We start from the raw sequence: 22,909 nt of genomic DNA, 5'->3' as shown, positions 1-22,909 counted from the left end.
CCGGCCACGTTGTCCAGCATGCACGCCCGGCCGCCGGGTACGGTCACCGGCCGCGGTCACCGGATTCCGGTCGGCGGTCGCGGCGAGCCGGCCCGGCATCCCGCCGGTGGGTACGAAGGCGTTGGTGAGCATTGCGAACGGGAGGACCCGCACGGCCAGTTGACCGGCCACCTCCTCCTTGCCGACGGCCGGCCCGAGTCCGTGGCGGATCCGCCGGCTCGCGGCCAGGCCGAGGCGGGAGACCGCCATGGTGCGCAGCCGGTCGGTGACGCCGCGGCCGGCGTCCCGGGCCGCACCGCCCTGGTCCCGCCCGCCCCGGCCGGCTGACCGGGGCAGTCGGACGGGATCAGGCGGTGCGGCGCAGCAGCGCCAGGTACATCGCGTCGGTGCCGTGCAGGTGCGGCCACAGCTGGACGTCGGGGCCGTCGCCGAGACCGGGCAGGCCCGGCAGCAGCGGACGGGCGTCGATCCACTCCAGGTCCTCGCGGCCGCGCAGCACGTCGTCGACGACGGCGCGGGTCTCCGCCAGGTGCGGGGAGCAGGTGGCGTAGCCGACCACGCCACCGACCCGAGTAGCCGCGATCGCCCCGCGCAGCAGGTCGCGCTGGAGCGGCCCGAAGCCGGCGATGTCCTCGGGGCGGCGGCGCCAGCGCGCCTCGGGGCGGCGGCGCAGCGCGCCGAGCCCGGAGCAGGGCACGTCCACCAGCACCCGGTCGAAGGCGCCCTCGCGCCACGCCCGCTTCGTCCCGTCGGCGGCGATCACCGTGTACGGACCGGGGTTGCCGGCCAGTGCGCGGGCGACCAGGCGGGCGCGGTGCGGCTGCTTCTCGGAGGCGACCAGCGCGGCGCCCCGCTCGGCGGCGAGCGCGCCGAGCAGCGCGGCCTTGCCTCCGGGGCCGGCGCAGCCGTCCAGCCAGACCCGGTCCGGCCCGTCCAGCGGCGCGGCCGCGAGCGCCAGCGCGACCAGCTGGCTGCCCTCGTCCTGGACTCCGGCCCGGTTCTCGCGGACGGCCTCCAGCCCGGCCGGGTCGCCGCCCTCGGCGAGCCGCAGCGCGTACGGGGACCAGCGGCCGGCCTCGACCTCGGGCAGGGCCTCGCGCAGCTCCTCGACGGTGGAGCGGCCGGGGCGGGCGACCAGGGTCACCTCGGGCCGCTCGTTGTCGGCCTGCAACAGCTCCTCCATGGCGGTGCGGCCGGAGGCCTCGGGCTGCCAGCGGCCGAGCGAGTCCCACAGCGAGGAGACCACCCAGCGCGGGTGGGAGTGGACCACGGCCAGGTGGTCCTCGGCGTCCTCGTCGTACGGCGGGGCGACCTGCTCGACCCACGCCGCCAGGTCCTGCGAACTGATCCGCCGCAGCACCGCGTTGACGAACTTGGCCTTGCCGTCGCCGAGCACCGCCCGGGCCAGCTCGACGGTGGCCGAGACAGCTGCGTGGGTGGGGATGCGGGTGGCCAGCAGCTGGTGCGCGCCGAGCGAGAGCACGTCCAGCACCGGCGGGTCGACCTCGCGCAGCGGCCGGTCGATGCAGGCGGCGATGACCGCGTCGTAGGTGCCCTGCATGCGCAGGGTGCCGTAGACCAGCTCGGTGGCGAGGGCGGCGTCGCGCCGCTCCATGCCCTTCTGCTCGGCCTCGCGCAGCAGGGAGGGCAGGATCAGGTTGGCGTACGCGTCGCGCTCGTCGACGGCGCGCAGCGCGCGGAAGGCGACGATGCGGGCCGGGTCCTTCTTGGGACGACGGTGCGGACGGGGGGCGCGCTTGGCGCCGGGCGGGGTGCTCACGGGATGCCTCGGGAAGGTGCTGCGGAATCAGTGGGTGGAAAGATCGGCTGGTGGAAGGTGGGTCAGTCGCCGAGCCGTTCGCCGGACTCGATCCGGACCCCTCGCGCCCAGTCTGCCGCCCGCATCGGCTTCTTGCCCTGCGGCTGCACCTCGCCCAGCTCCAGCTCGTGGCTGCCGGTGCCGACCCGGACGCTGTTCTTGGCCACGGCCAGCTCGCCGGGGGCGAGCAGCGCCGAGCCGGGCAGCAGGGTGACCGGGCCGGAGAGCTTCAGTCGCTCGCCGCGGAAGGTGGTCCAGGCGCCCGGGGCGGGGGCGCAGCCGCGCACCAGCCGGTCGACCCGCAGCGCGGGGTGGGTCCACTCGATCCGGGCGTCCTCGGGGTTGATCTTCGGCGCCAGGGTGATGCCGTCGGCCGGCTGCGGCACGGCGTTGAGCGAGCCGTCGGCGATGCCGTCCATGGTGGCGGCCAGCAGCCGGGCACCGGAGTGCGACAGGCGGGTCAGCAGCTCGCCGCTGGTGTCGGTGGCCCGGATCTCCTCGGTGATCACGCCGAACACCGGGCCGGAGTCCAGGCCCTCCTCGATCCGGAAGGTGGACGCGCCGGTCACCTCGTCGCCGGCCAGCACGGCGTGCTGCACCGGGGCCGCGCCGCGCCAGGCGGGCAGCAGTGAGAAGTGCAGGTTGACCCAGCCGTGCGCGGGGATCTCCAGCGCGCCGGGCCGCAGCAGGGCGCCGTAGGCGACCACCGGGCAGCAGTCCGGGGCGATCTCGGTGAGCCGGGCGAGGAACTCCGGGTCGCTCGGCTTCGCCGGCTTCAGCACCTCGATCCCGGCCTCCTCGGCGCGCTGGGCGACCGGGCTGGCGACCAGCCGGCGGCCGCGGCCGGCCGGGGCGTCGGGGCGGGTGACCACCGCGACCACCTCGTGCCGGTCCGAGGCCAGCAGGGCGTCCAGGGCGGGTACGGCGACCTCGGGGGTGCCGGCGAAGACGAGGCGCAAGTCGGAGCCTTTCGTAGCGGGTGCGGTCAGCGGGCGGTGCCGAAGGTGGAGTGCGGCGAGATCTTCACGGTCGGCGCGGGGCCGTTGCCCCAGTCCGCCTCCCGGATCGCCTTCAGCGCGGCCTTGCGCTGCTCGCGGTCGAGCCGGTCGATGAAGACGATCCCGTCCAGGTGGTCGGTCTCGTGCTGGATGCAGCGCGACAGCAGCTGCGTCCCCTCGACCGTCACCGGGTCGCCGTACATGTTGAAGCCCTTCGCCACCACGCCGTAGGCGCGCTTGGTGTCGAAGGTCAGGCCGGGCAGCGACAGGCAGCCCTCGGGACCGTCCTGCTCCTCGTCGGTCAGCGCCAGGTCGGGGTTGACCAGGTGGCCGACCACGCCGTCCACGTTGTAGGTGAACACCCGCAGGGATATCCCGAGTTGGGGTGCGGCCAGGCCGGCGCCGGGGGCCTCCAGCATGGTGTCCGTGAGGTCCTTGACGAGCCGGCGCAGCTCCTTGTCGAAGGCGGTCACCGGCTTCGCGGTGGCCCGCAGGACGGGGTCGCCGAAGATCCGGATCGGCTGGACGGCCATGGCCGAGGTCTCCTGTTCGCCGCGGGCACCCCCTGGCGGCGCGCAGAGGGACGATCACCGGGAAGTCTATGCAATCCCGGCAGGCCCTTCGGCCCGGCTTCCGGCATACCCCGACTCTCATCTCGCGCGTGACCAGCCGGGCCCTCGGACGTTGGTCAAGTGGAATTGACCCGATCCGATGGAGAGGTGGCATCCAGGCCATGGCCGAGCAGATCAACCACGACGCCCGGGCCCGGGCGAGCCTGCACCTGCTGGTGCGGGACATCGAGCGGGTCCGGCGCCAGGTCGACGCCCTGCGCACGCTCACCGCGCAGCTGGGCAACGTGTACCGCCCGAGGCGACCCAGCACCTCCGCCGGGTTCGTGGTGTACGGCCGGGCGCCCGCCCCGACCGTCCGCCTCGCCCAGGAACTGCGCGAGAGCGTGGAGACGCTGGTGGCCGCCGCCGTCGAGTTCGACCGGGCCCTGGGCTTCTCCTGGGACTCGGTCGGCTCGGCGCTCGGCGTCACCAAGCAGGCCGTCCACCGCCGCTACGGCATGCGCCGGACCGCCGGCGACCTGCTGGCCGCCGCCGCGGTCCCGACCCCCGCCGCCCCGCGCGACGAGCGCGTCCCCGAACCCGCCCTGCCCACCCAGCGCGAGGAGGCCGCCACGTCGCTCGTCCGCGCCGTCCCGCAGGCCCGCCAGGGCGGCCTCCCCGCCCCGCAGGCCGCCCGCCTCGGCCGCTGACCGACACCGGTCCGAGCCCGGCCCCCACCGGGCAGCGGCCCGAACCCCGACCGCACCACCACCGCTTCCGTCCGCTTCCGTCCGCTCCCGTCCGACCCCGACCGGGCCCGTCCACCGGAACCCGGCGCGGCCCGCTGCCCGATCGGCGGCGGCCGAGCCGGACGGGCCCGGGGCGACGGGCCCCGCCGCGCCCCGGACGCGAGCACGGACAGCTCGGGCGGCTCCAGCGGGTGCCCGACCAGGTCGACGGTCCGGACGCCGCGGCCCCGGACGACGTACGCCCACTCGAAGAACGTGTGCCCGTACGGGAGGTCGCGCCGCCCATGGGACCGGCCGGCCGGGCCGTACTCAGCCGATGTCGACCGGGTCGATCCGGATCCGCACCGGATCCCCCGTCCGCAGCGCCATCCGCGCGATCTGCCCGGCCTTCAGCGCGGCCGCCAGGGCCGCGCCCTGCCCGGGGGCGACCCGGATCAGCGCCCGCTCCGTCTCCTCGCCCTTCCCCCCGACCGCCGGGACCGGCACCGGACCGAGCACGTCCGCGCCCTCGGGCAGCCGCAGCAGTCCCAGCAGGTCGGCCACCGCCGCCGCCGACCCGGTCACCGACGCCATCCGCGAGACCGGCGGGAAGCGCAACTGCTCCCGCTCGTCCAGCTCCACGCCCGCGTGGCCGGCCGGATCCCACCGCACCAGCGCCTGCACCGCCCGGGCGGTCGGCTCGGCGACCACCACCACCGCTCCACCCTCCCCCACCGGCCGGACCAGCGCCGCCGCGGTCAGCCAGCGCCGCAGCGCCTCCTCGCCGGCCCGCAGATCGGGCCGACCGAGCAACGCCCACCCGTCCAGCAGCAACGCCGCCGCGTACCCGGCGCCCTCCGCCACCGGCTCCGCTCCCGGAGTGGAGATGACCAGCGCCGGGGCGTCCGGCACCGACGCCAGCACCGACTCGCGCCCCGAGGTGCGCACCGGCACCCGCGGGAACGCCCGGCCGAGCTCCTCCGCCGTCCGGCGGGCGCCGACCACCTGGGCCCGCAGTTTGAACGAGCCGCACTCCACGCAATGCCAGTCGGTCTCCGCCGTGCCGCACCAGGCGCACTCCAGCGGCGCGTCCGCACCGCCCGCCTGCAGCGGCCCGCCGCACGCCCGGCAGCGGGCCGGGGTCCGGCACCGCCCGCACGCCAGGCTCGGCACGTAGCCGCGCCGCGGCACCTGGATCAGCACCGGCCCGCGGGTCAGCGCCTCCCGGGCGGTCTCCCACGCCACCGACGGCAACCGGGCCGCCTGCGCGGCCGCGTCCCGCGCCTGGTCCAGGTCGGTGACCGTCCGCACCCGCGGGGCCAGCGCCCGGACGGTCTCCCGCTCCGCCGCCAGCGGCCGGGCCCACCCGCTGCGCACCAGCTGGGCCGCCTCCACCGTGGTCGCCACCCCGCCGATCAGCGCCCCCGCCCCCTCCTCCGCGGCGCGCAGCAGCGCCACCTCACGGACGTGCGGGTACGGCGCGTTGAGGTCGCTGTGGCTGGAGTCGCCGTCCGACCACACCACCACCAGACCGAGCCGCCGGACCGGCGCGAACATCGCCGCCCGGGTCCCGATCGCGGCCTGCACCGAACCGCGGCTGACCGCCAACCAGCGCCGGTACCGCTCCTGCGGGCCCGCGTCTGCCGCCAGCACCGCGTGCCGGCCGCTCCCGAGCAGCGCGGTCAGCGCCTCGTCCACCCGTGCGACGCTCCGCCCGTCCGGCAGCACCACCAGCGCGCCCCGCCCCGAGGCGAGGGTGGCGGCCACCGCCCGGGCGATCTCCTCCGGCCAGCCGGGCCCCGGCAGCGCCGTCCACACCGCGCGCGGCGCATGGCCCGCCGCCAGCGACGACAGGAACGCCGGACCGTGCGGGTACCGCGCCCACCCGCCCGGCTCCGGCACGGACGGCGGCGGCAGCGGACGCGGCGACGGCTCGCCCTCGGCGCCCGCGTGGCGCGGCGGGATCGCCAGCTGCAGCACGTCCGCCAGGCTGCCCGCGTACCGGTCCGCCACCGCCCGGCACAGCCGCAGCAGCTCCGGCGTCAGCACCTGCTCGGACGACAGCACCCGCGCCAGCGGCGCCAGCGGCCCGGCGTAGTCGGACGTCTCCCGGCGCTCGACCACGAACCCGTCGTGCAGCGCCCCGCCCTCACGCCGGCCGGACGCCCCCACCCGCCCGCCGAACCGCACCCGCACCCGCACCCCGGGCCTGGCCTCGTCCGCCATCGCCGCGGGCACCGCGTAGTCGAAGAACTGGTCGAGGCTGAGCACGCCCTTGTCCACCAGCACCCGGGCCACCGGCAACCGGTCCGCCAGCTCCACGCCCCGGGCCGCCCGCGGCTTCGCCTTCCGCACCGTCTCGCGGATGAACGCCAGCTGCTCCCCGGCCCCGTCCGTGCTGCTCATCCGGCCAACATAGCGCAGCCCTCGGACAGAACAGGGCATACGTAAGGGGCGCGAGAAACTGCGCGACCAGCCATGCACTCACGTAGAGCGTGGCCGGCCGCGCAGTTCCTCGCGCCCCTACTGACTCAACAGCGTCAGCTCGCGGCGACAGCCGCCTTCAGCTCGTCGACCCGGTCGGTCCGCTCCCAGGTGAAGTCCGGCAGCTCACGGCCGAAGTGGCCGTACGCCGCGGTCTGGGCGTAGATCGGGCGCAGCAGGTCCAGGTCGCGGATGATCGCGGCCGGACGCAGGTCGAAGACCTTGGCGACGGCGGCCTGGATGTCCAGGACCGGCACGGTCTCGGTGCCGAAGGTCTCGACGAACAGACCCACCGGCTCGGCCTTGCCGATCGCGTACGCGACCTGCACCTCGGCCCGCTTGGCGAGGCCCGCGGCGACGATGTTCTTGGCGACCCAGCGCATCGCGTACGCGGCGGAGCGGTCGACCTTGGACGGGTCCTTGCCGGAGAAGGCGCCGCCGCCGTGGCGGGCCATGCCGCCGTAGGTGTCGATGATGATCTTGCGACCGGTGAGGCCGGCGTCGCCCATCGGGCCGCCGATCTCGAAGCGGCCGGTCGGGTTGACCAGCAGGCGGTAGCCCTCGGTGACGAGCTTGATGCCGTCCTGCTCCAGGCGCTTGAGCTCCGGCTCCACGACGAACTCGCGAATGTCCGGGGTCAGCAGCGACTCCAGGTCGATGTCCGAGGCGTGCTGCGAGGAGACCACCACGGTGTCGAGGCGGACGGCCTTGTCGCCGTCGTACTCGATGGTGACCTGGGTCTTGCCGTCGGGGCGCAGGTACGGGATGGTCCCGTTCTTGCGGACCTCGGTCAGCCGGCGCGAGAGGCGGTGCGCGAGGGTGATCGGCAGCGGCATCAGCTCGGGCGTGTCGTCGCACGCGTAGCCGAACATCAGGCCCTGGTCGCCGGCGCCCTGGCGGTCCAGCTCGTCGTCCTCGCCCTCGACGCGGTGCTCGTGGGCGGTGTCGACGCCCTGCGCGATGTCGGGCGACTGCGATCCGATGGACACCGACACGCCGCAGGAGGCGCCGTCGAAGCCCTTCTTGGAGCTGTCGTAGCCGATCTCGAGGATCTTGTCCCGAACGAGCTGGGCGATCGGCGCGTACGCCTTGGTGGTGACCTCGCCGGCCACGTGCACCAGGCCCGTGGTGATCAGGGTCTCCACGGCGACGCGGGAGCTCGGGTCCTCCTTGAGGAGGGCGTCCAGGATGGTGTCGCTGATCTGGTCAGCGATCTTGTCGGGGTGTCCCTCGGTGACGGACTCCGACGTGAACAGGCGGCGAGACACAGCGCTCCCTGGGGTTGCAGCGGCTGCTGACTGAATGCGCCCGGGGCTCCCGAGGCATCCGGAAAGACTTGATTCCTGGAGTGTAACGGTCGGGTACCTTCCGCGGGGACTCCCTGGTCGGCCCGGCTTGTCACAGCGGCAAGGATCACACGGGGGGCCCAGTGCCAAGCCCCTTGCGATTCCCCGGCATCACCGGAGTCGGGCGGCCACCTGGTCCCAGACGGCGTCCGCCAGGTTCTCCTTGGGACCGTCCGGAATGTGGACTTCCGCGCCGTCGGCGGCGAGCACCACGGCCGCGTTGGTGTCCAGGCCGAAGGCCTTGGAGTCGCCCACCTCGTTGACCACCAGCAGGTCGCAGCCCTTGCGGGCGAGCTTGGCCCGGCCGTTGGCGAGCACGTCGTCGGTCTCGGCGGCGAAGCCGACCACCAGCTGGCCGGGGCGGGCCCGGTGCGCGGAGATCTCGGCGAGGATGTCGGGGTTGCGCACCAGGGCGACCGGGGCGGGGTCCACCCCGTCCACCTTCTTGATCTTGCCGGTGACGTACTCGGCCGGCCGGAAGTCGGCCACCGCGGCGGCCATCACCACGACGTCGGCGTCGACCACGGCCTTGAGCGCGGCGTCGCGCAGCTGCAGCGCGGTGGAGACCCGCACCACGTCCACCCCGGCCGGGTCGGGCAGTTCGGCGTTGGCGGACAGCAGCGTCACCCGGGCGCCGCGGGCGGCGGCGGTGGCGGCCAGCGCGTAGCCCTGCTTGCCGGAGGAGCGGTTGCCGAGGAACCGCACCGGGTCGAGCGGCTCGCGGGTGCCGCCGGCCGAGACCACCACGTGGCGTCCGGCCAGGTCCTGCGCGAGGTCGCCGCGGGCCAGCACCCGCCGGCACGCCTCGAAGATCTCGGACGGCTCGGGCAGCCGGCCCTTGCCGGTGTCCTTGCCGGTCAGCCGGCCCTCCGCCGGGTCCAGCACGATCGCGCCGCGCCGGCGCAGGGTGGCGACGTTCTCCTGGGTGGCTGGGTGCTCCCACATCTCGGTGTGCATCGCGGGGGCGAAGACCACCGGACAGCGCGCGGTCAGCAGGGTGTTGGTCAGCAGGTCGTCGGCGAGGCCGTGGGCGGCCTTGGCCATCAGGTCGGCGGTGGCCGGGGCGACCACCACCAGGTCGGCGTTCTGCCCGATCCGCACGTGCGGGACCTCGTGGACGCTCTCCCACGTCTCGGTCGCCGCCGGGCGGCCCGACAGCGCCGCCCAGGTCGCCTCGCCGACGAAGTGCAGCGCGGCGGCGGTCGGCACCACCGTCACCTGGTGGCCGGACTCGGTGAGCCGTCGCAGCAGCTCGCAGGCCTTGTACGCGGCGATGCCGCCGCTGACACCGAGGACGACACGGGGCGCGGTCATGGGGGCGGTTCTCCTCCGGGTGGGTTCGAGGCCACCTTACGACCCTTCAGACTCCCCCGGCGACGTGGCGGGGAGCACAGCGGGTACGGGGGCGGACAGCAAGGAAGGGCCCCCGGAGCAGTGCTCCGGGGGCCCTTCCGAGGTGCGGGGCTCAGGCGGCCTCGACGGCCTCCGCGGTCAGCAGGCCGGCGTTGATCTCGCGCAGCGCGATCGACAGCGGCTTCTCGTGCACGTGGGTGTCGACCAGCGGGCCGACGTACTCGAGCAGGCCCTCGCCGAGCTGCGAGTAGTACGCGTTGATCTGGCGCGCACGCTTGGCCGCGTAGATCACCAGGCTGTACTTGGAGTCGGTGGCCTCGAGCAGCTCATCGATCGGCGGGTTGATGATGCCCTCGGGCGCAGTCATCGAAGAGGACACGCGAAAACCTTCCGAGTGGAGAGAAAATCTGAGGATCTGCTCACAGAGCCGATCCGGTCAGGCTACACCGAGCAAGGCTAGCAGTTCGGCCGCTACCTGCTCGACCGAGGTGTTGACAAGCGTCGTGTCGAACTCCGACTCGGCCGCCAGCTCCACCTTGGCCGCCTCGAGCCGCTCGTCGATCACGTGCTGCGGTTCGGTGCCCCGGCCGGTGAGCCGACGGACCAGCTCCTCCCAGCTCGGCGGGGCCAGGAAGACCAGCTGCGCCTCGGGCATCGACTCGCGCACCTGGCGGGCGCCCTGCAGGTCGATCTCCAGCAGCACCGGCTCGCCGCGCTCGAGCTTGTCCAGGACGGCCTGCCGCGGCGTGCCGTACCGGTTGCCGGCGAACACGGCCCACTCCAGCAGCTCGCCGTTGGCCACCAGCTTGTCGAACTGGTCGTTGTCGACGAAGTGGTACTGGACCCCGTCCTTCTCACCGGGCCTCGGGTGGCGGGTCGTCGCCGACACCGAGAGCCAGACCTCGGGGTACTGCTTCCTCATATGAGCGACGACCGTGCTCTTGCCGACACCGGAGGGGCCGGAGAGCACGGTCAGCCGCGGACGCTCACTCATGCACCGATTATCCCGGATCGCGGACGTTCCGGAGACCTCGGGGCCGGTCTCAGCCGGCAGCGCCGCCGAACTCGCGCTCCAGGGAAGCGATCTGGTTCGTACCGAGGCCGCGCACGCGGCGGCTCTCGGAGATGCCGAGACGCTCCATGATCTGCTTGGCGCGGACCTTGCCGACGCCCGGCAGGGACTCGAGCAGAGCGGAGACCTTCATCTTGCCGATGACCTCGTCATCGGCCTTGCCGGCCTTGATCACGTCGTGCAGCGAAGCGCCGGAGTGCTTGAGCCGGTTCTTGACGTCGGCACGCTTCCGACGAGCCTCGGCGGCCTTGGCGAGCGCAGCGGCGCGCTGTTCAGGAGTAAGGGGCGGAAGAGCCACGCCGTTCACCTCAGGTGTGGATGGAAGGGATGAGCCATGACTGGTGGTGCCCGGACGCCAACAGGCTCTGACCTGCGGCAGCGGCCGAAACCGCCGCCATTCGGCGACCTACCGCCGGACACTACCCAACTTGAGCCGCCACGTCAGGAAAAGAACACGAAAAGTCCTGGTCAGCCGGGGCCGACCCAGGACTTTCCGGGCAAATCGGCCGCTCTGCGGCCGGTATTCTCACGCGTTTGTGACGGCGCTCACATCGTCGATGAACACCTGCGCGGCCTCGCGCAGCGCCGCGACCGACGGCCCGTGCTTCAGCACGTCACGGCTGACCGAGGGCACCACGTTGCGCACCGAGGCGCCGAACACCCGCGGCAGGTCCTTCGCGGTCGCGCCCTGCGCGCCCACGCCGGGGGCCAGCAGCGGACCGTTGATCGCCAGGTCCACCCCGGCCTCGGCGAGGGTCGCACCGACCACCGCGCCGAAGGAGCCGAGCGGCTCGGCGCCGGCGTTCTCCGCCGCGAGCCGGCGCAGCACCGCCTGCGCCACGCTCTGGCCGTCCGCGCCGACCGCGCGCTGCACCTCGTGGCCCTCCGGGTTGGAGGTGAGCGCCAGCGCGAAGATGCCGCACCCCTGGGCGCGGGCGAGGTCGAGCGCCGGCTGCAGCGAGCCGAAGCCCAGGTACGGGCTGACGGTCAGCGCGTCCGAGAACAGCGGGCTGCCCTCGGCCAGGAAGGTCTCCGCGTATGCGGCCATGGTGGAGCCGATGTCGCCGCGCTTGGCGTCCATCAGCACCAGCGCGCCGGCCGCCCGGGCCTCGGCGACGCTGCGCTCCAGCACCGCGATGCCCCGGGAGCCGAAGCGCTCGAAGAAGGCGGCCTGCGGCTTGAGCACGGCGACCCGGTCGGCGAGTGCCTCGACCACGGTCCGGGAGAAGGTCTCCAGGCCGGCCACGTCGTCGTTCAGGCCCCAGGCGGTGAGCAGCGAGGCGTGCGGGTCGATGCCCACGCACAGCTGGCCGCGGGTGTCGAGGGCCTGGCGCAGCCGGGCGCCGAAGGGGGCGAGGGTGGTCATGGGGTCCTTTCGGGTCGGGTTCGGCCGCGGCTGTGGGCGAGGCCCACCACGTCGGCGTACGAGGAGAAGCCCCGGGCGGCCAGCTCGGTGCGCAGCTCGTCGAGGATGCGCAGCGGGGCCGTGGGGTCGTGGAAGAGGGCGGTGCCGACGGCCAGGCCGCTCGCTCCGGCGAGGGCGAACTCGAGGGCGTCGCGGCCGGAGGCGATGCCGCCCATGCCGAGGATCGGCGCGGCGGGGATGCGTCCGGCGAGCATCGCGGCGTGCACCTGGTAGACGCAGCGGACCGCGATCGGCCGGATCGCCGGTCCGGACAGGCCGCCGGTGCCGCCGGCCAGGGCCGGGCGCAGGGTGTCCAGGTCGATCGCCGCGCCGAGGGTGGTGTTGATCATCGAGAGGCCGTCGGCGCCGGCCTTGACGCAGGCGGCGGCGATCTCGGTGATCGAGGTGACGTCCGGGGAGAGCTTGGCGTAGACCGGCAGGGCGGCGCCGACCGCCTTGCGGACGGCCCGGACCACGTCGTACGAGGTGGCCGGGTTCCCGGCGAACAGCAGGCCGCGGCCGGCCGAGGTGGGGCCGCAGATGTTGAGCTCCAGGCCGATCACCGCGGGCTGCCCGGCCAGCCGCCGGGCGAGTTCGGCGAAGTCCTCCACCCGCTCCCCGGCGATCGAGACCAGCACCCGGGCGCCGCGCTCGGCCAGCCAGGGCAGCTCGGAGCCGATCAGGTGGTCGACGCCGGAGCCCTGCAGGCCGACCGCGTTGAGCATGCCGGACGGGGTCTCGGCCATCCGCGGCGCGGGCAGGCCGGAGCGGGGCCCGAGCATGATGGTCTTGGTGGTGACCGAGCCGAGCTCGTCCAGCGGGACGAAGCGGGCGAGTTCACGCCCGTAGCCGGCGCAGCCGGCGGCGGTGGTGAGCGGGTTGGGGAGGGTGAGCGGCCCGAACGGGACGCTGAGGTCGACGTCCTGGGGATCCATCAGAGCTGCCCCCCCATTCCGGCGGCGCCCGCCAGGTCGTCCGGGACGGTGCCGATGTCGGCCCAGCGGACCCGGCCGCCGTCGAACACCGGGCCCTCGGTGCAGGTCCGGACGAAGCGGCTGACGCCGTCGGCGCCGACCACCGGCAGGACGCAGGTCATGCAGATGCCGGTGCCGCAGGCCATCGGCGTCTGCACCGCGGTCCAGCAGCGCAGCCCGTGCCCGGCGGCCGCCGCGGTGACCGCGGCGAGCATCGGCTCGGGCCCGCAGGCGTGGACGACGTCGGCGTCGATCGCCTCGATGGCCTGGGCCAGCGGTCCGGTGACGTGGCCGGCCAGGCCGGCCGAGCCGTCCTCGGTGACCACCAGGACGTCCCGGGTGAGGGCCCGGGCCCGGTCGACGCCGTACAGGCCGGGCGCGTCGGCGGCGCCGAGCAGGAAGCCGACCTGGCCGCCGCGTTCGAGGATCCGCTCGGCGAGGGCGAACAGCGGTGCGCTGCCGTGGCCGTCGGCGACCAGCAGGGCGGTCACCGGCCCGTCCGGCAGTGGGAAGGGCGTGCCGAGCGGGGCGATCAGGCTCAGCGTCGCCCCGACCGGGGTGCGGACCAGCTCGCGGGTGCCGGCGCCGCGTTCGGCGACCACCAGCTCCAGCGTCCCGGCCGCCGGGTCGGCCCGCAGGACGGCGAACGCCCGCCGCAGCAGCAGCGCCGAGGTCTCGCCCAGCGCCAGGGTCGCGAAGTGCCCCGGCCGCACCCGCGGCGCCGCCTCCGGCGCCCGCAGCACCAGCCGGTGGTACGCCCCTTCGGGCGCGACCTCCAGCACCTCGGCCCGGGTCACCACGGGATTCGCCATCCGAGCTCGCCCTCCTCGCGGTCCGCCGCTACGCGGCCTTGGCCGTGCCGACGGCGTCGGCGATGCTCGCGTGGCCGCCGGCCCGCAGGCGGGCGGAGAGGCCCTTGTGGACCCGGCGCATCCAGAACGGGCCCTCGTAGATGAAGGCGCTGTAGCCCTGGACCAGGTCGGCGCCGTGGATGATGCGCTGCCAGGCGTCCTCGGCGGTCTCGATGCCGCCGACCGAGACGATGGTCAGCCGGCCCTCGGTACGGGCGCGCAGCCGCTGCAGCACCTCCAGCGAGCGGGCCTTCAGCGGGGCGCCGGACAGGCCGCCCATGCCGATCTCCTCGATCCGCGCCGGGTCGGTGGCCAGGCCCTCGCGGCCGATCGTGGTGTTGGTGGCGATGATGCCGTCCAGGCCGAGGTGCATGGCCATGTCGGCGATCTCGTCGATGTCCTCGTCGGCCAGGTCGGGGGCGATCTTGACCAGCAGCGGCACGTGGTGGTTGGTCACCTCGTCGGCGGCCTTGCGCACGTCCCACAGCAGCGGGCCGAGCACCTGCACCGCCTGGAGGTTGCGCAGGCCCGGGGTGTTCGGCGAGGAGACGTTGACGACCAGGTAGTCGGCGTACGGGGCGAGCGCCTTGGCGCTCTTCAGGTAGTCGGCGGTGGCCTCGGTCTCCGGGACGACCTTGGTCTTGCCGATGTTGACGCCGATCACCGGGGTGGAGGTGGTGTGCGGGCGGGCGGCCAGCCGCTTGGCGACCCGGGCCGAGCCCTGGTTGTTGAAGCCCATCCGGTTGATCAGCGCGCGGTCCTCGACCAGGCGGAACAGCCGCGGGGTCGGGTTGCCGGGCTGCGGCTCACCGGTGACCGTCCCGATCTCGACGAAGTCGAAGCCGAGCATGGCCAGGCCGTCGATGCCGATGCCGTCCTTGTCGAAGCCGGCGCCGAGGCCGAACGGGCCGGGCAGGTCGAGGCCCAGCGCGGTGGTGCGCAGCTTCTTGTCGCGCGGCGCGAGCACCAGCTTGACCAGCGAGCGCAGCCCGGGGACGGAGGCGGCCAGCCGGATCCAGAAGAAGGCGAGGTGGTGGGCCTTCTCCGGGTCCATCTTCTTGAAGACCAGGTCGAACAGGAGCTTGTACACGGCGCCCTTCCTGAGGTTGCACAGGGGTGTGGGGGGCACTCCGGGGTTTCCGGTGTGCCCCCCACAGGATCGACTTACTTGCGGCCCGCGTTGATCAGCGCCGCGTGCTCCTGGAGCGACATCACGCCGACCTCGCCGCGCAGCAGCGCGTCGATGCCCTGCACGGCCGCGCCCATCGCCTGCACGGTGGTCAGGCAGGGCACGGCGCGCGAGACGGCCGCGGTGCGGATCTCGTAGCCGTCCATCCGGCCGCCGGTGCCGTACGGGGTGTTGATGATCAGGTCGATCGCACCGTCGTGGATCAGCTGGACGATGGTCTTCTCGCCGTTCGGCCCCTCGCCCTCGGAGTGCTTGCGCACCACGGTGGCCGGGATGCCGGCCCGCTGCAGCACCTCGGCGGTGCCGGTGGTGGCGAGCAGCTCGAAGCCGAGCTCGACCAGCGCCCGGGCCGGGAAGACCAGGTTGCGCTTGTCGCGGTTGGCGACCGAGACGAAGACCTTGCCCTTGGTGGGCAGCGCGCCGTAGGCGCCGGACTGGGACTTGGCGTACGCGGTGCCGAAGACCCGGTCGATGCCCATGACCTCGCCGGTGGAGCGCATCTCGGGGCCGAGCACGGTGTCCACGCCGCGGCCGTGCACGTCGCGGAAGCGCGACCACGGCATCACGGCCTCCTTGACCGAGATCGGCGCGTCGGCCGGCAGGGTGCCGCCGTCGCCCTCGGCCGGGAGCAGGCCCTCCTGGCGCAGCTCGGCGATGGTGGCGCCGAGCGAGATCCGGGCCGCCGCCTTGGCCAGCGGGACGGCGGTGGCCTTGGAGGTGAACGGCACGGTCCGGGAGGCGCGCGGGTTGGCCTCCAGGACGTACAGGATGTCGCCGGCCAGCGCGAACTGGATGTTGATCAGGCCGCGCACGCCGACGCCCTTGGCGATGCCCTCGGTGGCGGTCCGCAGGCGCTTGATGTCGTAGCCGCCGAGGGTGATCGGGGGCAGCGCGCAGGCGGAGTCGCCGGAGTGGATGCCGGCCTCCTCGATGTGCTCCATCACGCCGCCGAGGTACAGGTCCTCGCCGTCGTAGAGGGCGTCGACGTCGATCTCCACCGCGTCGTCGAGGAAGCGGTCGATCAGCACCGGGTGCTCGGAGATCAGACCGGCGTGCCGCTCCAGGTAGGAGGCGAGCGAGGCCTCGTCGTAGACGATCTCCATGCCGCGGCCGCCGAGCACGTACGACGGGCGGGCGAGCACCGGGTAGCCGATCTCGTCGGCGATGGCCTTGGCCTCCTCGAAGGAGAAGGCGGTGCCGTGCTTGGGGGCCGGCAGGCCGGCGTCGCGCAGCACCCGGCCGAAGGCGCCGCGCTCCTCGGCGAGGTGGATCGCCTCGGGCGAGGTGCCGACCACCGGCACGCCGTTGTCCTTGAGCGCCTGGGCCAGGCCCAGCGGGGTCTGGCCGCCGAGCTGGACGATCACACCGGCCAGCGGGCCGGCCTGCTGCTCGGCGTGGACGATCTCGAGCACGTCCTCCAGGGTGAGCGGCTCGAAGTAGAGCCGGTCGGAGGTGTCGTAGTCGGTGGAGACGGTCTCCGGGTTGCAGTTGACCATCACGGTCTCGTACCCGGCGTCGGCCAGCGCGAAGGAGGCGTGGACGCAGGAGTAGTCGAACTCGATGCCCTGGCCGATGCGGTTCGGGCCGGAGCCGAGGATGATCACGGCGGGCTTGGTGCGCGGCGCGACCTCGGACTCCTCGTCGTAGGACGAGTAGAAGTACGGGGTCCTGGCGGCGAACTCGGCGGCGCAGGTGTCGACGGTCTTGAAGACCGGGCGGATGCCCAGCGCGTGCCGCACCTCGCGGACCACGTCGGCCTTCAGGCCGCGGATCTCGCCGATCTGCTGGTCGGAGAAGCCGTGCCGCTTGGCCTCCCGGAGCAGCTCGGGGGTGAGCTTCTCGGCGGCGGCCAGCTCGCCGGCGATCTCGTCCAGCAGGAAGAGCTGGTCGACGAACCACGGGTCGATCTTGGTGGCGTCGAACACCTCCTCGGGGGTGGCGCCGGCCCGGATGGCGTCCATCACGGTGTTGATCCGGCCGTCGGTCGGGACGACCGCCTTCGCCAGCAGCGCGGCCTTGTCGCCCGTCTCGCCGGTCCAGGAGAACTGCGAGCCCTTCTTCTCCAGCGAGCGCAGCGCCTTCTGCAGCGCCTCGGGGAAGTTGCGGCCCATGGCCATGGCCTCGCCGACCGACTTCATGGTGGTGGTGAGGGTGGCGTCGGCGCTCGGGAACTTCTCGAACGCGAACCGCGGGACCTTGACCACGACGTAGTCGAGGGTCGGCTCGAAGGAGGCCGGGGTCTGCTCGGTGATGTCGTTCGGGATCTCGTCCAGCGTGTAGCCGACCGCCAGCTTGGCCGCGATCTTGGCGATCGGGAAGCCGGTCGCCTTGGAGGCCAGCGCCGAGGAGCGGGAGACGCGCGGGTTCATCTCGATCACGATGACCCGGCCGTCCTCCGGGTTGACCGCGAACTGGATGTTGCAGCCGCCGGTGTCCACGCCGACCTCGCGGATGACCGCGATGCCGATGTCGCGCAGGATCTGGTACTCGCGGTCGGTCAGGGTCATCGCCGGGGCGACGGTGATCGAGTCGCCGGTGTGCACGCCCATCGGGTCGAAGTTCTCGATGGAGCAGACGACCACGACGTTGTCGTGCTTGTCGCGCATCAGCTCCAGCTCGTACTCCTTCCAGCCGAGGATGGACTCCTCCAGGAGCACCTCGGTGGTCGGCGAGAGGGTCAGGCCCTGGCCGGCGATCCGGCGCAGGTCCTCCTCGTCGTGGGCGAAGCCGGAGCCGGCGCCGCCCATGGTGAAGGACGGCCGGACGACGACGGGGTAGCCGCCGAGCGTGTCGACGCCCGCCAGCACGTCCTCCATCGAGTGGCAGATCACCGAGCGGGCGGACTCGCCGTGGCCGATCTTGGCGTTGACCGCCTCGACCACGCCCTTGAACAGCTCGCGGTCCTCGCCCTTGTTGATCGCCTCGACGTCGGCGCCGATCAGCTCGACGTTGTACTTCTCCAGCGTCCCGGCCTGGTGCAGCGAGATCGCGGTGTTGAGCGCGGTCTGGCCGCCCAGGGTCGGCAGCAGCGCGTCGGGGCGCTCCTTGGCGATGATCTTCTCGACGAACTCCGGGGTGATCGGCTCGACGTAGGTGGCGTCGGCGATCTCCGGGTCGGTCATGATGGTCGCCGGGTTGGAGTTGACCAGGATCACCCGCAGGCCCTCGGCCTTGAGGACGCGGCAGGCCTGGGTGCCGGAGTAGTCGAACTCCGCCGCCTGGCCGATGACGATCGGGCCGGAGCCGATGACCAGGACGGACTTGATGTCGGTGCGCTTAGGCACGCTGGCCCTCCATAAGGCTCACGAAGCGGTCGAAGAGGTAGGCGGCGTCGTGCGGGCCGGCTGCCGCTTCGGGGTGGTACTGCACGCTGAAGGCGGGGACGTCGAGCGCCTGCAGGCCCTCGACCACGTCGTCGTTGAGACAGACGTGGGAGACCTCGACGCGCCCGAACGGGGTGTCACTCACCTTGTCCAGCGGTGCGTTCACGGCGAAGCCGTGGTTGTGCGCGGTGACCTCGACCTTGCCGGTGGTGCGGTCCTGCACCGGCTGGTTGATGCCGCGGTGGCCGTACTTGAGCTTGTAGGTGCCGAAGCCCAGCGCCCGGCCGAGGATCTGGTTGCCGAAGCAGATGCCGAAGAACGGGGTCTTCCGCGCCAGCACGCCCTTCGCCACCTCGACCTGGTGGTCGGCGGTGGCCGGGTCGCCCGGGCCGTTGGAGAAGAACACGCCGTCGGGCTCGACCGCGTAGACGTCCTCGATGCTGGAGTTGGCGGGGAGCACGTGCACCTCGATGCCGCGCTCGGCCATCCGCTGCGGGGTCATCGCCTTGATGCCGAGGTCCAGGGCGGCGACGGTGAACTTCTTCTCACCGATCGCCGGGACGACGTACGCCTCGGTGGTGGCCACCTCGGCGCACAGGTCGGCGCCCTTCATCTCGGGCGCGGACTGCACCCTGGCCAGCAGGGCGGCCTGGTCGGCGATCGCCGCACCGGAGAAGATGCCGACCCGCATCGCGCCGCGCTCGCGCAGGTGGCGGGTGAGCGCGCGGGTGTCGATGCCGCTGATGCCGACGACGCCCTGGCGCTCCAGCTCCTCGTCCAGCGAGCGCCGGGCCCGCCAGTTGGAGGACACCCGGGAGGGGTCGCGGACGACGTACCCGGCGACCCAGATCTGCTTCGACTCGTCGTCCTCGTCGTTCCAGCCGGTGTTGCCGATCTGCGGGGCGGTCATCACGACCACCTGGCGGTGGTACGACGGGTCGGTGAGGGTCTCCTGGTAGCCGGACATGCCGGTGTTGAAGACCGCCTCGCCGAAGGTCTCGCCGGTCGCGCCGTACGCCTGGCCGCGGAAGGTCCGGCCGTCCTCCAGGACGAGCACGGCGGGCACGCGCTCCCGCCGTGAGCGCTGGGTGGTGGGGACAGGTGCGGTCATGGTGCGGCCTCTTCCGTCTTCTTCGTCTTCGTACGTGTAACCAGTGCTTCGAGGGCCGCGACCCAGGCGGCGTGCTCGGCGGCGTGGTCGGCCCGGAAACCGGAGTCCAGCGCGGTCCCCTGGTGGTCCCAGGTGACGACCAGCAGTCCGGACGGTACGACCTTGCCGGCGATTCCCGAGTCGAGGCGCGCGGCGGTGAGCGACTCGGCGGGGATCCACAGGTCGACATCACCCGGGCGGCGGACCAGCAGCCCGGCCTCGGTGAGGGTCAGGTCGGCCAGGCTCCGGGTGCCCAGGCCGTGCGCGACGACCCGGTCGAGCCAGTTCCCGGCGGTGGTGGTGCCGTGGTAGCGGCCGGCCGTCTCCAGCAGGGGGGTGCCCGGGTCGTCGGGCAGGGCGGGCAGCAGCGGCAGGTCGGACTGCAGGGTCCGGCGCCAGTTCCAACCCTGGCGCATCAGCCAGTAGACCAGCGCGATCACGATCACCAGACCGATCGTCCAGCCGAGGTACCCGGGCCAGTCGGTGACCTTCGCCTGCTCCTGTGCGAGCAGACCCATCAGAGCTCGACCAGCTCGCCGGCGAGCACGGTGGCCGTGCCGCGCAGGAAGGTGGCGTGCACCCGTCCGGGCAGGTCCATGCCCTTGTAGGGGGTGTTGCGGCTGCGGGTGGCGAATTCGTCCGGGTTCACGGCACCACGGTACGCGGGATCGAACAGCACCAGGTTGGCGGGCTCACCCACCGAGATCGGCCGGCCGTGGCCGGTGAGACGGCCGATCCGGGCCGGGCGGCGGGACATCCGGTCCGCGACGCCCTCCCAGTTCAGCAGGCCGGTGTCGACCATGGTCTGCTGGACCACCGACAGCGCGGTCTCCAGGCCGACCATGCCCATCGCGGCGACCGCCCACTCGCAGTCCTTGTCCTCCGCCGGGTGCGGGGCGTGGTCGGTGGCGACGGCGTCGATGGTGCCGTCGGCCAGCGCGGCGCGCAGCGCCTCCACGTCGGCGGCGGTGCGCAGCGGCGGGTTGACCTTGTAGACCGGGTCGTAGGAGCGGACCAGCTCGTCGGTGAGCAGCAGGTGGTGCGGGGTCACCTCGGCGGTGACGTCCCAGCCCTTCTGCTTGGCCCAGCGGACGATCTCCACCGAGCCGGCGGTGGACAGGTGGCAGATGTGCACCCGGGAGCCGACGTGCGCGGCGAGCAGCACGTCGCGGGCGATGATCGACTCCTCGGCGACGGCCGGCCAGCCGGTCAGCCCGAGCTCGCCGGAGACCTGGCCCTCGTTCATCTGGGCGCCGTCGGTCAGCCGCGGCTCCTGGGCGTGCTGGGCGACGACGCCGTCGAACGCCTTCACGTACTCCAGCGCGCGGCGCATGATCACCGCGTCGTCCACGCACTTGCCGTCGTCGGAGAAGACCCGCACGCCGGCGGCCGAGTCGTGCATGGCGCCGAGCTCGGCGAGCTTCTTGCCCTCCAGGCCGACGGTGACGGCGCCGACCGGCTGCACGTCGCAGTAGCCGTGCTCCTGGCCGAGCCGCCAGACCTGCTCCACCACACCGGCGGTGTCGGCCACCGGGAAGGTGTTGGCCATCGCGTGGACGGCGGTGTAGCCGCCCATCGCGGCGGCCTGGGTGCCGGTCAGCACGGTCTCGGCGTCCTCGCGGCCGGGCTCGCGCAGGTGGGTGTGCAGGTCGACCAGGCCCGGCAGGGCGATCAGACCGTGCGCGTCGATGTCGACGTCCGCCTCGTGGCCGAGGTTCTCGCCGATCTCGGCGAACAGGCCGTCGGCGATGTAGATGTCCTTCGGGGCCCCGCCGAGGATCTGGGCGTTGCGGATCAGGTAGGTGGTCACTGAGCGGCCTCCGAGGAGTCGGTGGTACGAGGTGCGTCAGCGAGGGTGGCCCCGCCGAGGAGGAGGTACAGCACGGCCATCCGGATGGAGACGCCGTTGGCGACCTGCTCCACCGCGGTGCAGCGCGGGGAGTCGGCGACCTCGGCGGTGATCTCCATGCCGCGGACCATCGGGCCGGGGTGCATCACGATGGCGTGCTCGGGCAGCTGCGCCATCCGCAGGCCGTCCATGCCGTAGCGGCGGGAGTACTCGCGCTCGGTGGGGAAGAACGCGGCGTTCATCCGCTCGCGCTGCACCCGCAGCATCATCAGCGCGTCGGTCTTCGGCAGCACGGCGTCCAGGTCGTAGCTGACCTGGCAGGGCCAGGTGTCGATGCCGATCGGCACCAGGGTCGGCGGGGCCACGAAGGTGACCTCGGCGCCCAGGGTGTTCAGCAGGTGGACGTTGGAGCGGGCCACCCGGCTGTGCAGCACGTCGCCGACGATGGTGATCCGGCGCCCGGCCAGGTCCTTGCCCGCACCCGGGTTGAGGTGGCGCCGCATGGTGAAGGCGTCGAGCAGCGCCTGGGTGGGGTGCTCGTGGGTGCCGTCGCCGGCGTTGATCACGCTGCCGTGCAGCCAGTCGGACTGGGCCAGGCGGGCCGGCGCGCCGGAGGCGTGGTGGCGGATGACCACCGCGTCGGCGCCCATCGCCTGCAGGGTGAGCGCGGTGTCCTTGAGGCTCTCGCCCTTGGAGACCGAGGAGCCCTTGGCGGAGAAGTTGATGACATCGGCGGAGAGCCGCTTCTCGGCGACCTCGAAGGAGGTCTTGGTACGGGTCGAGTCCTCGAAGAAGAGGTTGACGACGGTGCGGCCGCGCAGCGTGGGCAGCTTCTTGACGGCCCGTCCGGAGAGCTGGGCCAGCTCCTCGGCGGTGTCCAGGATCAGCAGCGCGTCGTCACGGGTGAGGTCGGCGGTGGAGACGAGGTGGCGCTTCACGCGATTACTCCGGGAGGTGCGGGTCGGCAGCGAGTGCCTGCGAGGAACGGGCCGTGTAGTCGCGGTCGCCGACCAGGACGCCGTCGCGGCCGTCGGTGTCGGCGAGCTGGACCTGGACGGCCTCGCGCAGCGAGGTGGGCAGGTTCTTGCCCACGTAGTCGGCGCGGATGGGGAGCTCGCGGTGGCCGCGGTCGACCAGGACGGCGAGCTGGACCGCGCGCGGGCGGCCGATGTCGCTGAGCGCGTCGAGCGCGGCCCGGATGGTCCGGCCGGAGAAGAGCACGTCGTCGACCAGGATGACGAGCTTGCCGTCGATGCCGTCGGCCGGGATCTCGGTGTGCTCCAGGGCCCGCGCGGGCTTCAGCCGCAGGTCGTCCCGGTACATCGTGATGTCGAGCGTGCCGAACGGGATCTCTCGCCCGGTGATCTGGGTGAGCTTCGTCTGCAGGCGGCGCGCCAGATGGACGCCGCGGGTGTGGATGCCGAGCAGCACGACGTCCTCCGCGCCCTTGGCGCGCTCCACGATCTCGTGGGCGATCCGGGTGACGACCCGGGCGACGTCGGTGGCGTCCAGCACCTGGTGGGGCGGGCGCGGTGCCGATGATGCGTGTGTGGTCATGCCGAAGCGGACCTCCTTCCCCGCCTCACGGGACGGGTCTTAAAGGATGTCTGGGATGGTCTCCGACCGCAGCCGGAGCCTTGCCCATGGTAGCAGTGCGCTGTTCAGCCCCCGTTCGCACGACTGCCCCATTCGGCTTGACGCGCAACCCTCACTCTACGTAACCTCACAGTGAGTTACGACACGGCCGCCGTACCCACCGGTACGGGGCGGCCGGTGGCCGCGGTCACCAGCCGGGCCTTGGTGGCTCGCATCAGTAC

The 22,909-nt window shown here is 73.1% G+C and carries 20 protein-coding genes; 1 reads left to right on the top strand and 19 read right to left on the bottom strand.

All coding sequences use genetic code 11. The annotated features are described in order from the left end of the window. Positions 1-346 precede the first annotated feature (346 nt). The 3 genes from FHR36_RS10385 to def form a co-directional block, all read right to left on the bottom strand. Entirely contained in the window at positions 347-1,780 is a 1,434-nt protein-coding gene (locus FHR36_RS10385; RefSeq protein WP_253795877.1) for an RsmB/NOP family class I SAM-dependent RNA methyltransferase, read from the bottom strand. 62 nt (positions 1,781-1,842) lie between these two features. Further along, complete coding sequence (fmt, locus tag FHR36_RS10380; protein ID WP_253795875.1) at positions 1,843-2,778, bottom strand: methionyl-tRNA formyltransferase; 936 nt, start codon at positions 2,776-2,778, stop codon at positions 1,843-1,845. Positions 2,779-2,804: 26 nt separating this feature from the next. Continuing rightward, on the bottom strand, positions 2,805-3,350 hold the full coding sequence (gene def / locus FHR36_RS10375; protein ID WP_253795873.1) for a peptide deformylase: 546 nt from the start codon (positions 3,348-3,350) through the stop codon (positions 2,805-2,807). A 200-nt stretch (positions 3,351-3,550) separates the two neighbouring features. Here def and FHR36_RS10370 point away from each other — a divergent pair, with 200 nt between their 5' ends. Next, the gene (locus FHR36_RS10370; protein WP_253795871.1) at positions 3,551-4,078 is read left to right on the top strand and encodes a hypothetical protein; all 528 of its coding nucleotides are present in this window, start codon (positions 3,551-3,553) and stop codon (positions 4,076-4,078) included. A gap of 348 nt (positions 4,079-4,426) precedes the next feature. Here FHR36_RS10370 and FHR36_RS10365 read toward each other — a convergent pair whose 3' ends face one another. From FHR36_RS10365 to pyrR, 16 genes are all read right to left on the bottom strand, one after another. Next, positions 4,427-6,502, bottom strand: a complete 2,076-nt coding sequence (locus FHR36_RS10365; RefSeq protein WP_253795870.1) for a primosomal protein N' — start codon at positions 6,500-6,502, stop codon at positions 4,427-4,429. 134 nt (positions 6,503-6,636) lie between these two features. After that, positions 6,637-7,848, bottom strand: coding sequence for a methionine adenosyltransferase (metK, locus tag FHR36_RS10360; RefSeq protein WP_253795868.1), 1,212 nt, complete (start codon positions 7,846-7,848; stop codon positions 6,637-6,639). Positions 7,849-8,037: 189 nt separating this feature from the next. Further along, positions 8,038-9,240, bottom strand: a complete 1,203-nt coding sequence (coaBC, locus tag FHR36_RS10355; protein WP_253795867.1) for a bifunctional phosphopantothenoylcysteine decarboxylase/phosphopantothenate--cysteine ligase CoaBC — start codon at positions 9,238-9,240, stop codon at positions 8,038-8,040. Between the two features lie 151 nt (positions 9,241-9,391). Continuing rightward, complete coding sequence (gene rpoZ / locus FHR36_RS10350; RefSeq protein WP_253795866.1) at positions 9,392-9,658, bottom strand: DNA-directed RNA polymerase subunit omega; 267 nt, start codon at positions 9,656-9,658, stop codon at positions 9,392-9,394. A 57-nt stretch (positions 9,659-9,715) separates the two neighbouring features. Further along, entirely contained in the window at positions 9,716-10,273 is a 558-nt protein-coding gene (gene gmk / locus FHR36_RS10345; RefSeq protein ID WP_253795865.1) for a guanylate kinase, read from the bottom strand. A 49-nt stretch (positions 10,274-10,322) separates the two neighbouring features. Beyond that, positions 10,323-10,649 carry an integration host factor, actinobacterial type gene (gene mihF / locus FHR36_RS10340; RefSeq protein ID WP_253795864.1) on the bottom strand — a complete coding sequence of 109 codons (327 nt, stop codon included), beginning with the start codon at positions 10,647-10,649 and terminating at the stop codon, positions 10,323-10,325. Between the two features lie 228 nt (positions 10,650-10,877). Next, positions 10,878-11,717: an orotidine-5'-phosphate decarboxylase gene (pyrF, locus tag FHR36_RS10335; protein ID WP_253795863.1), complete on the bottom strand. Its 840-nt coding sequence runs from the start codon at positions 11,715-11,717 to the stop codon at positions 10,878-10,880. Beyond that, positions 11,714-12,691: a dihydroorotate dehydrogenase gene (locus tag FHR36_RS10330; RefSeq protein WP_253795862.1), complete on the bottom strand. Its 978-nt coding sequence runs from the start codon at positions 12,689-12,691 to the stop codon at positions 11,714-11,716. The genes pyrF and FHR36_RS10330 overlap by 4 nt, the downstream gene beginning before the upstream one ends. After that, a complete protein-coding gene (locus FHR36_RS10325) occupies positions 12,691-13,542 on the bottom strand; it encodes a dihydroorotate dehydrogenase electron transfer subunit (protein ID WP_253795860.1) in 852 nt (283 codons plus the stop codon). Before FHR36_RS10325 ends, FHR36_RS10330 begins: the two co-directional genes overlap by 1 nt. 28 nt (positions 13,543-13,570) lie before the next feature. Further along, on the bottom strand, positions 13,571-14,671 hold the full coding sequence (locus FHR36_RS10320; protein ID WP_253795858.1) for a quinone-dependent dihydroorotate dehydrogenase: 1,101 nt from the start codon (positions 14,669-14,671) through the stop codon (positions 13,571-13,573). Positions 14,672-14,745: 74 nt separating this feature from the next. Next, the gene (gene carB, locus FHR36_RS10315; RefSeq protein WP_253795857.1) at positions 14,746-18,054 is read right to left on the bottom strand and encodes a carbamoyl-phosphate synthase large subunit; all 3,309 of its coding nucleotides are present in this window, start codon (positions 18,052-18,054) and stop codon (positions 14,746-14,748) included. Next, positions 18,047-19,204: a glutamine-hydrolyzing carbamoyl-phosphate synthase small subunit gene (gene carA / locus FHR36_RS10310; RefSeq protein ID WP_253795855.1), complete on the bottom strand. Its 1,158-nt coding sequence runs from the start codon at positions 19,202-19,204 to the stop codon at positions 18,047-18,049. Before carA ends, carB begins: the two co-directional genes overlap by 8 nt. Next, positions 19,201-19,761, bottom strand: a complete 561-nt coding sequence (locus FHR36_RS10305) for a PH-like domain-containing protein (protein ID WP_253795854.1) — start codon at positions 19,759-19,761, stop codon at positions 19,201-19,203. The genes carA and FHR36_RS10305 overlap by 4 nt, the downstream gene beginning before the upstream one ends. Beyond that, the gene (locus FHR36_RS10300) at positions 19,761-21,053 is read right to left on the bottom strand and encodes a dihydroorotase (protein WP_253795853.1); all 1,293 of its coding nucleotides are present in this window, start codon (positions 21,051-21,053) and stop codon (positions 19,761-19,763) included. The genes FHR36_RS10305 and FHR36_RS10300 overlap by 1 nt, the downstream gene beginning before the upstream one ends. Further along, entirely contained in the window at positions 21,050-22,030 is a 981-nt protein-coding gene (locus tag FHR36_RS10295) for an aspartate carbamoyltransferase catalytic subunit (protein ID WP_253795852.1), read from the bottom strand. The genes FHR36_RS10300 and FHR36_RS10295 overlap by 4 nt, the downstream gene beginning before the upstream one ends. 4 nt (positions 22,031-22,034) lie before the next feature. After that, positions 22,035-22,649, bottom strand: coding sequence for a bifunctional pyr operon transcriptional regulator/uracil phosphoribosyltransferase PyrR (gene pyrR / locus FHR36_RS10290; RefSeq protein WP_253795851.1), 615 nt, complete (start codon positions 22,647-22,649; stop codon positions 22,035-22,037). Positions 22,650-22,909: the final 260 nt, after the last annotated feature.

The organism is Kitasatospora cinereorecta (assembly GCF_024172095.1).
Lineage (GTDB): Bacteria > Actinomycetota > Actinomycetes > Streptomycetales > Streptomycetaceae > Kitasatospora > Kitasatospora cinereorecta.
This window is presented reverse-complemented; position numbering and strand designations above follow the sequence as displayed.

Bases quoted from the DNA above. Each gene is read 5' to 3' on its own strand.
- FHR36_RS10370 (WP_253795871.1), top strand. From the start codon at position 3,551: ATGGCCGAGCAGATCAACCACGACGCCCGGGCCCGGGCGAGCCTGCAC.
- pyrF (WP_253795863.1), bottom strand. From the start codon at position 11,717: ATGACCACCCTCGCCCCCTTCGGCGCCCGGCTGCGCCAGGCCCTCGAC.
- coaBC (WP_253795867.1), bottom strand. From the start codon at position 9,240: ATGACCGCGCCCCGTGTCGTCCTCGGTGTCAGCGGCGGCATCGCCGCG.
- FHR36_RS10305 (WP_253795854.1), bottom strand. From the start codon at position 19,761: ATGGGTCTGCTCGCACAGGAGCAGGCGAAGGTCACCGACTGGCCCGGG.
- FHR36_RS10365 (WP_253795870.1), bottom strand. From the start codon at position 6,502: ATGAGCAGCACGGACGGGGCCGGGGAGCAGCTGGCGTTCATCCGCGAG.
- gmk (WP_253795865.1), bottom strand. From the start codon at position 10,273: ATGAGTGAGCGTCCGCGGCTGACCGTGCTCTCCGGCCCCTCCGGTGTC.
- FHR36_RS10330 (WP_253795862.1), bottom strand. From the start codon at position 12,691: ATGGATCCCCAGGACGTCGACCTCAGCGTCCCGTTCGGGCCGCTCACC.
- def (WP_253795873.1), bottom strand. From the start codon at position 3,350: ATGGCCGTCCAGCCGATCCGGATCTTCGGCGACCCCGTCCTGCGGGCC.
- FHR36_RS10325 (WP_253795860.1), bottom strand. From the start codon at position 13,542: ATGGCGAATCCCGTGGTGACCCGGGCCGAGGTGCTGGAGGTCGCGCCC.
- carA (WP_253795855.1), bottom strand. From the start codon at position 19,204: ATGACCGCACCTGTCCCCACCACCCAGCGCTCACGGCGGGAGCGCGTG.
- pyrR (WP_253795851.1), bottom strand. From the start codon at position 22,649: ATGACCACACACGCATCATCGGCACCGCGCCCGCCCCACCAGGTGCTG.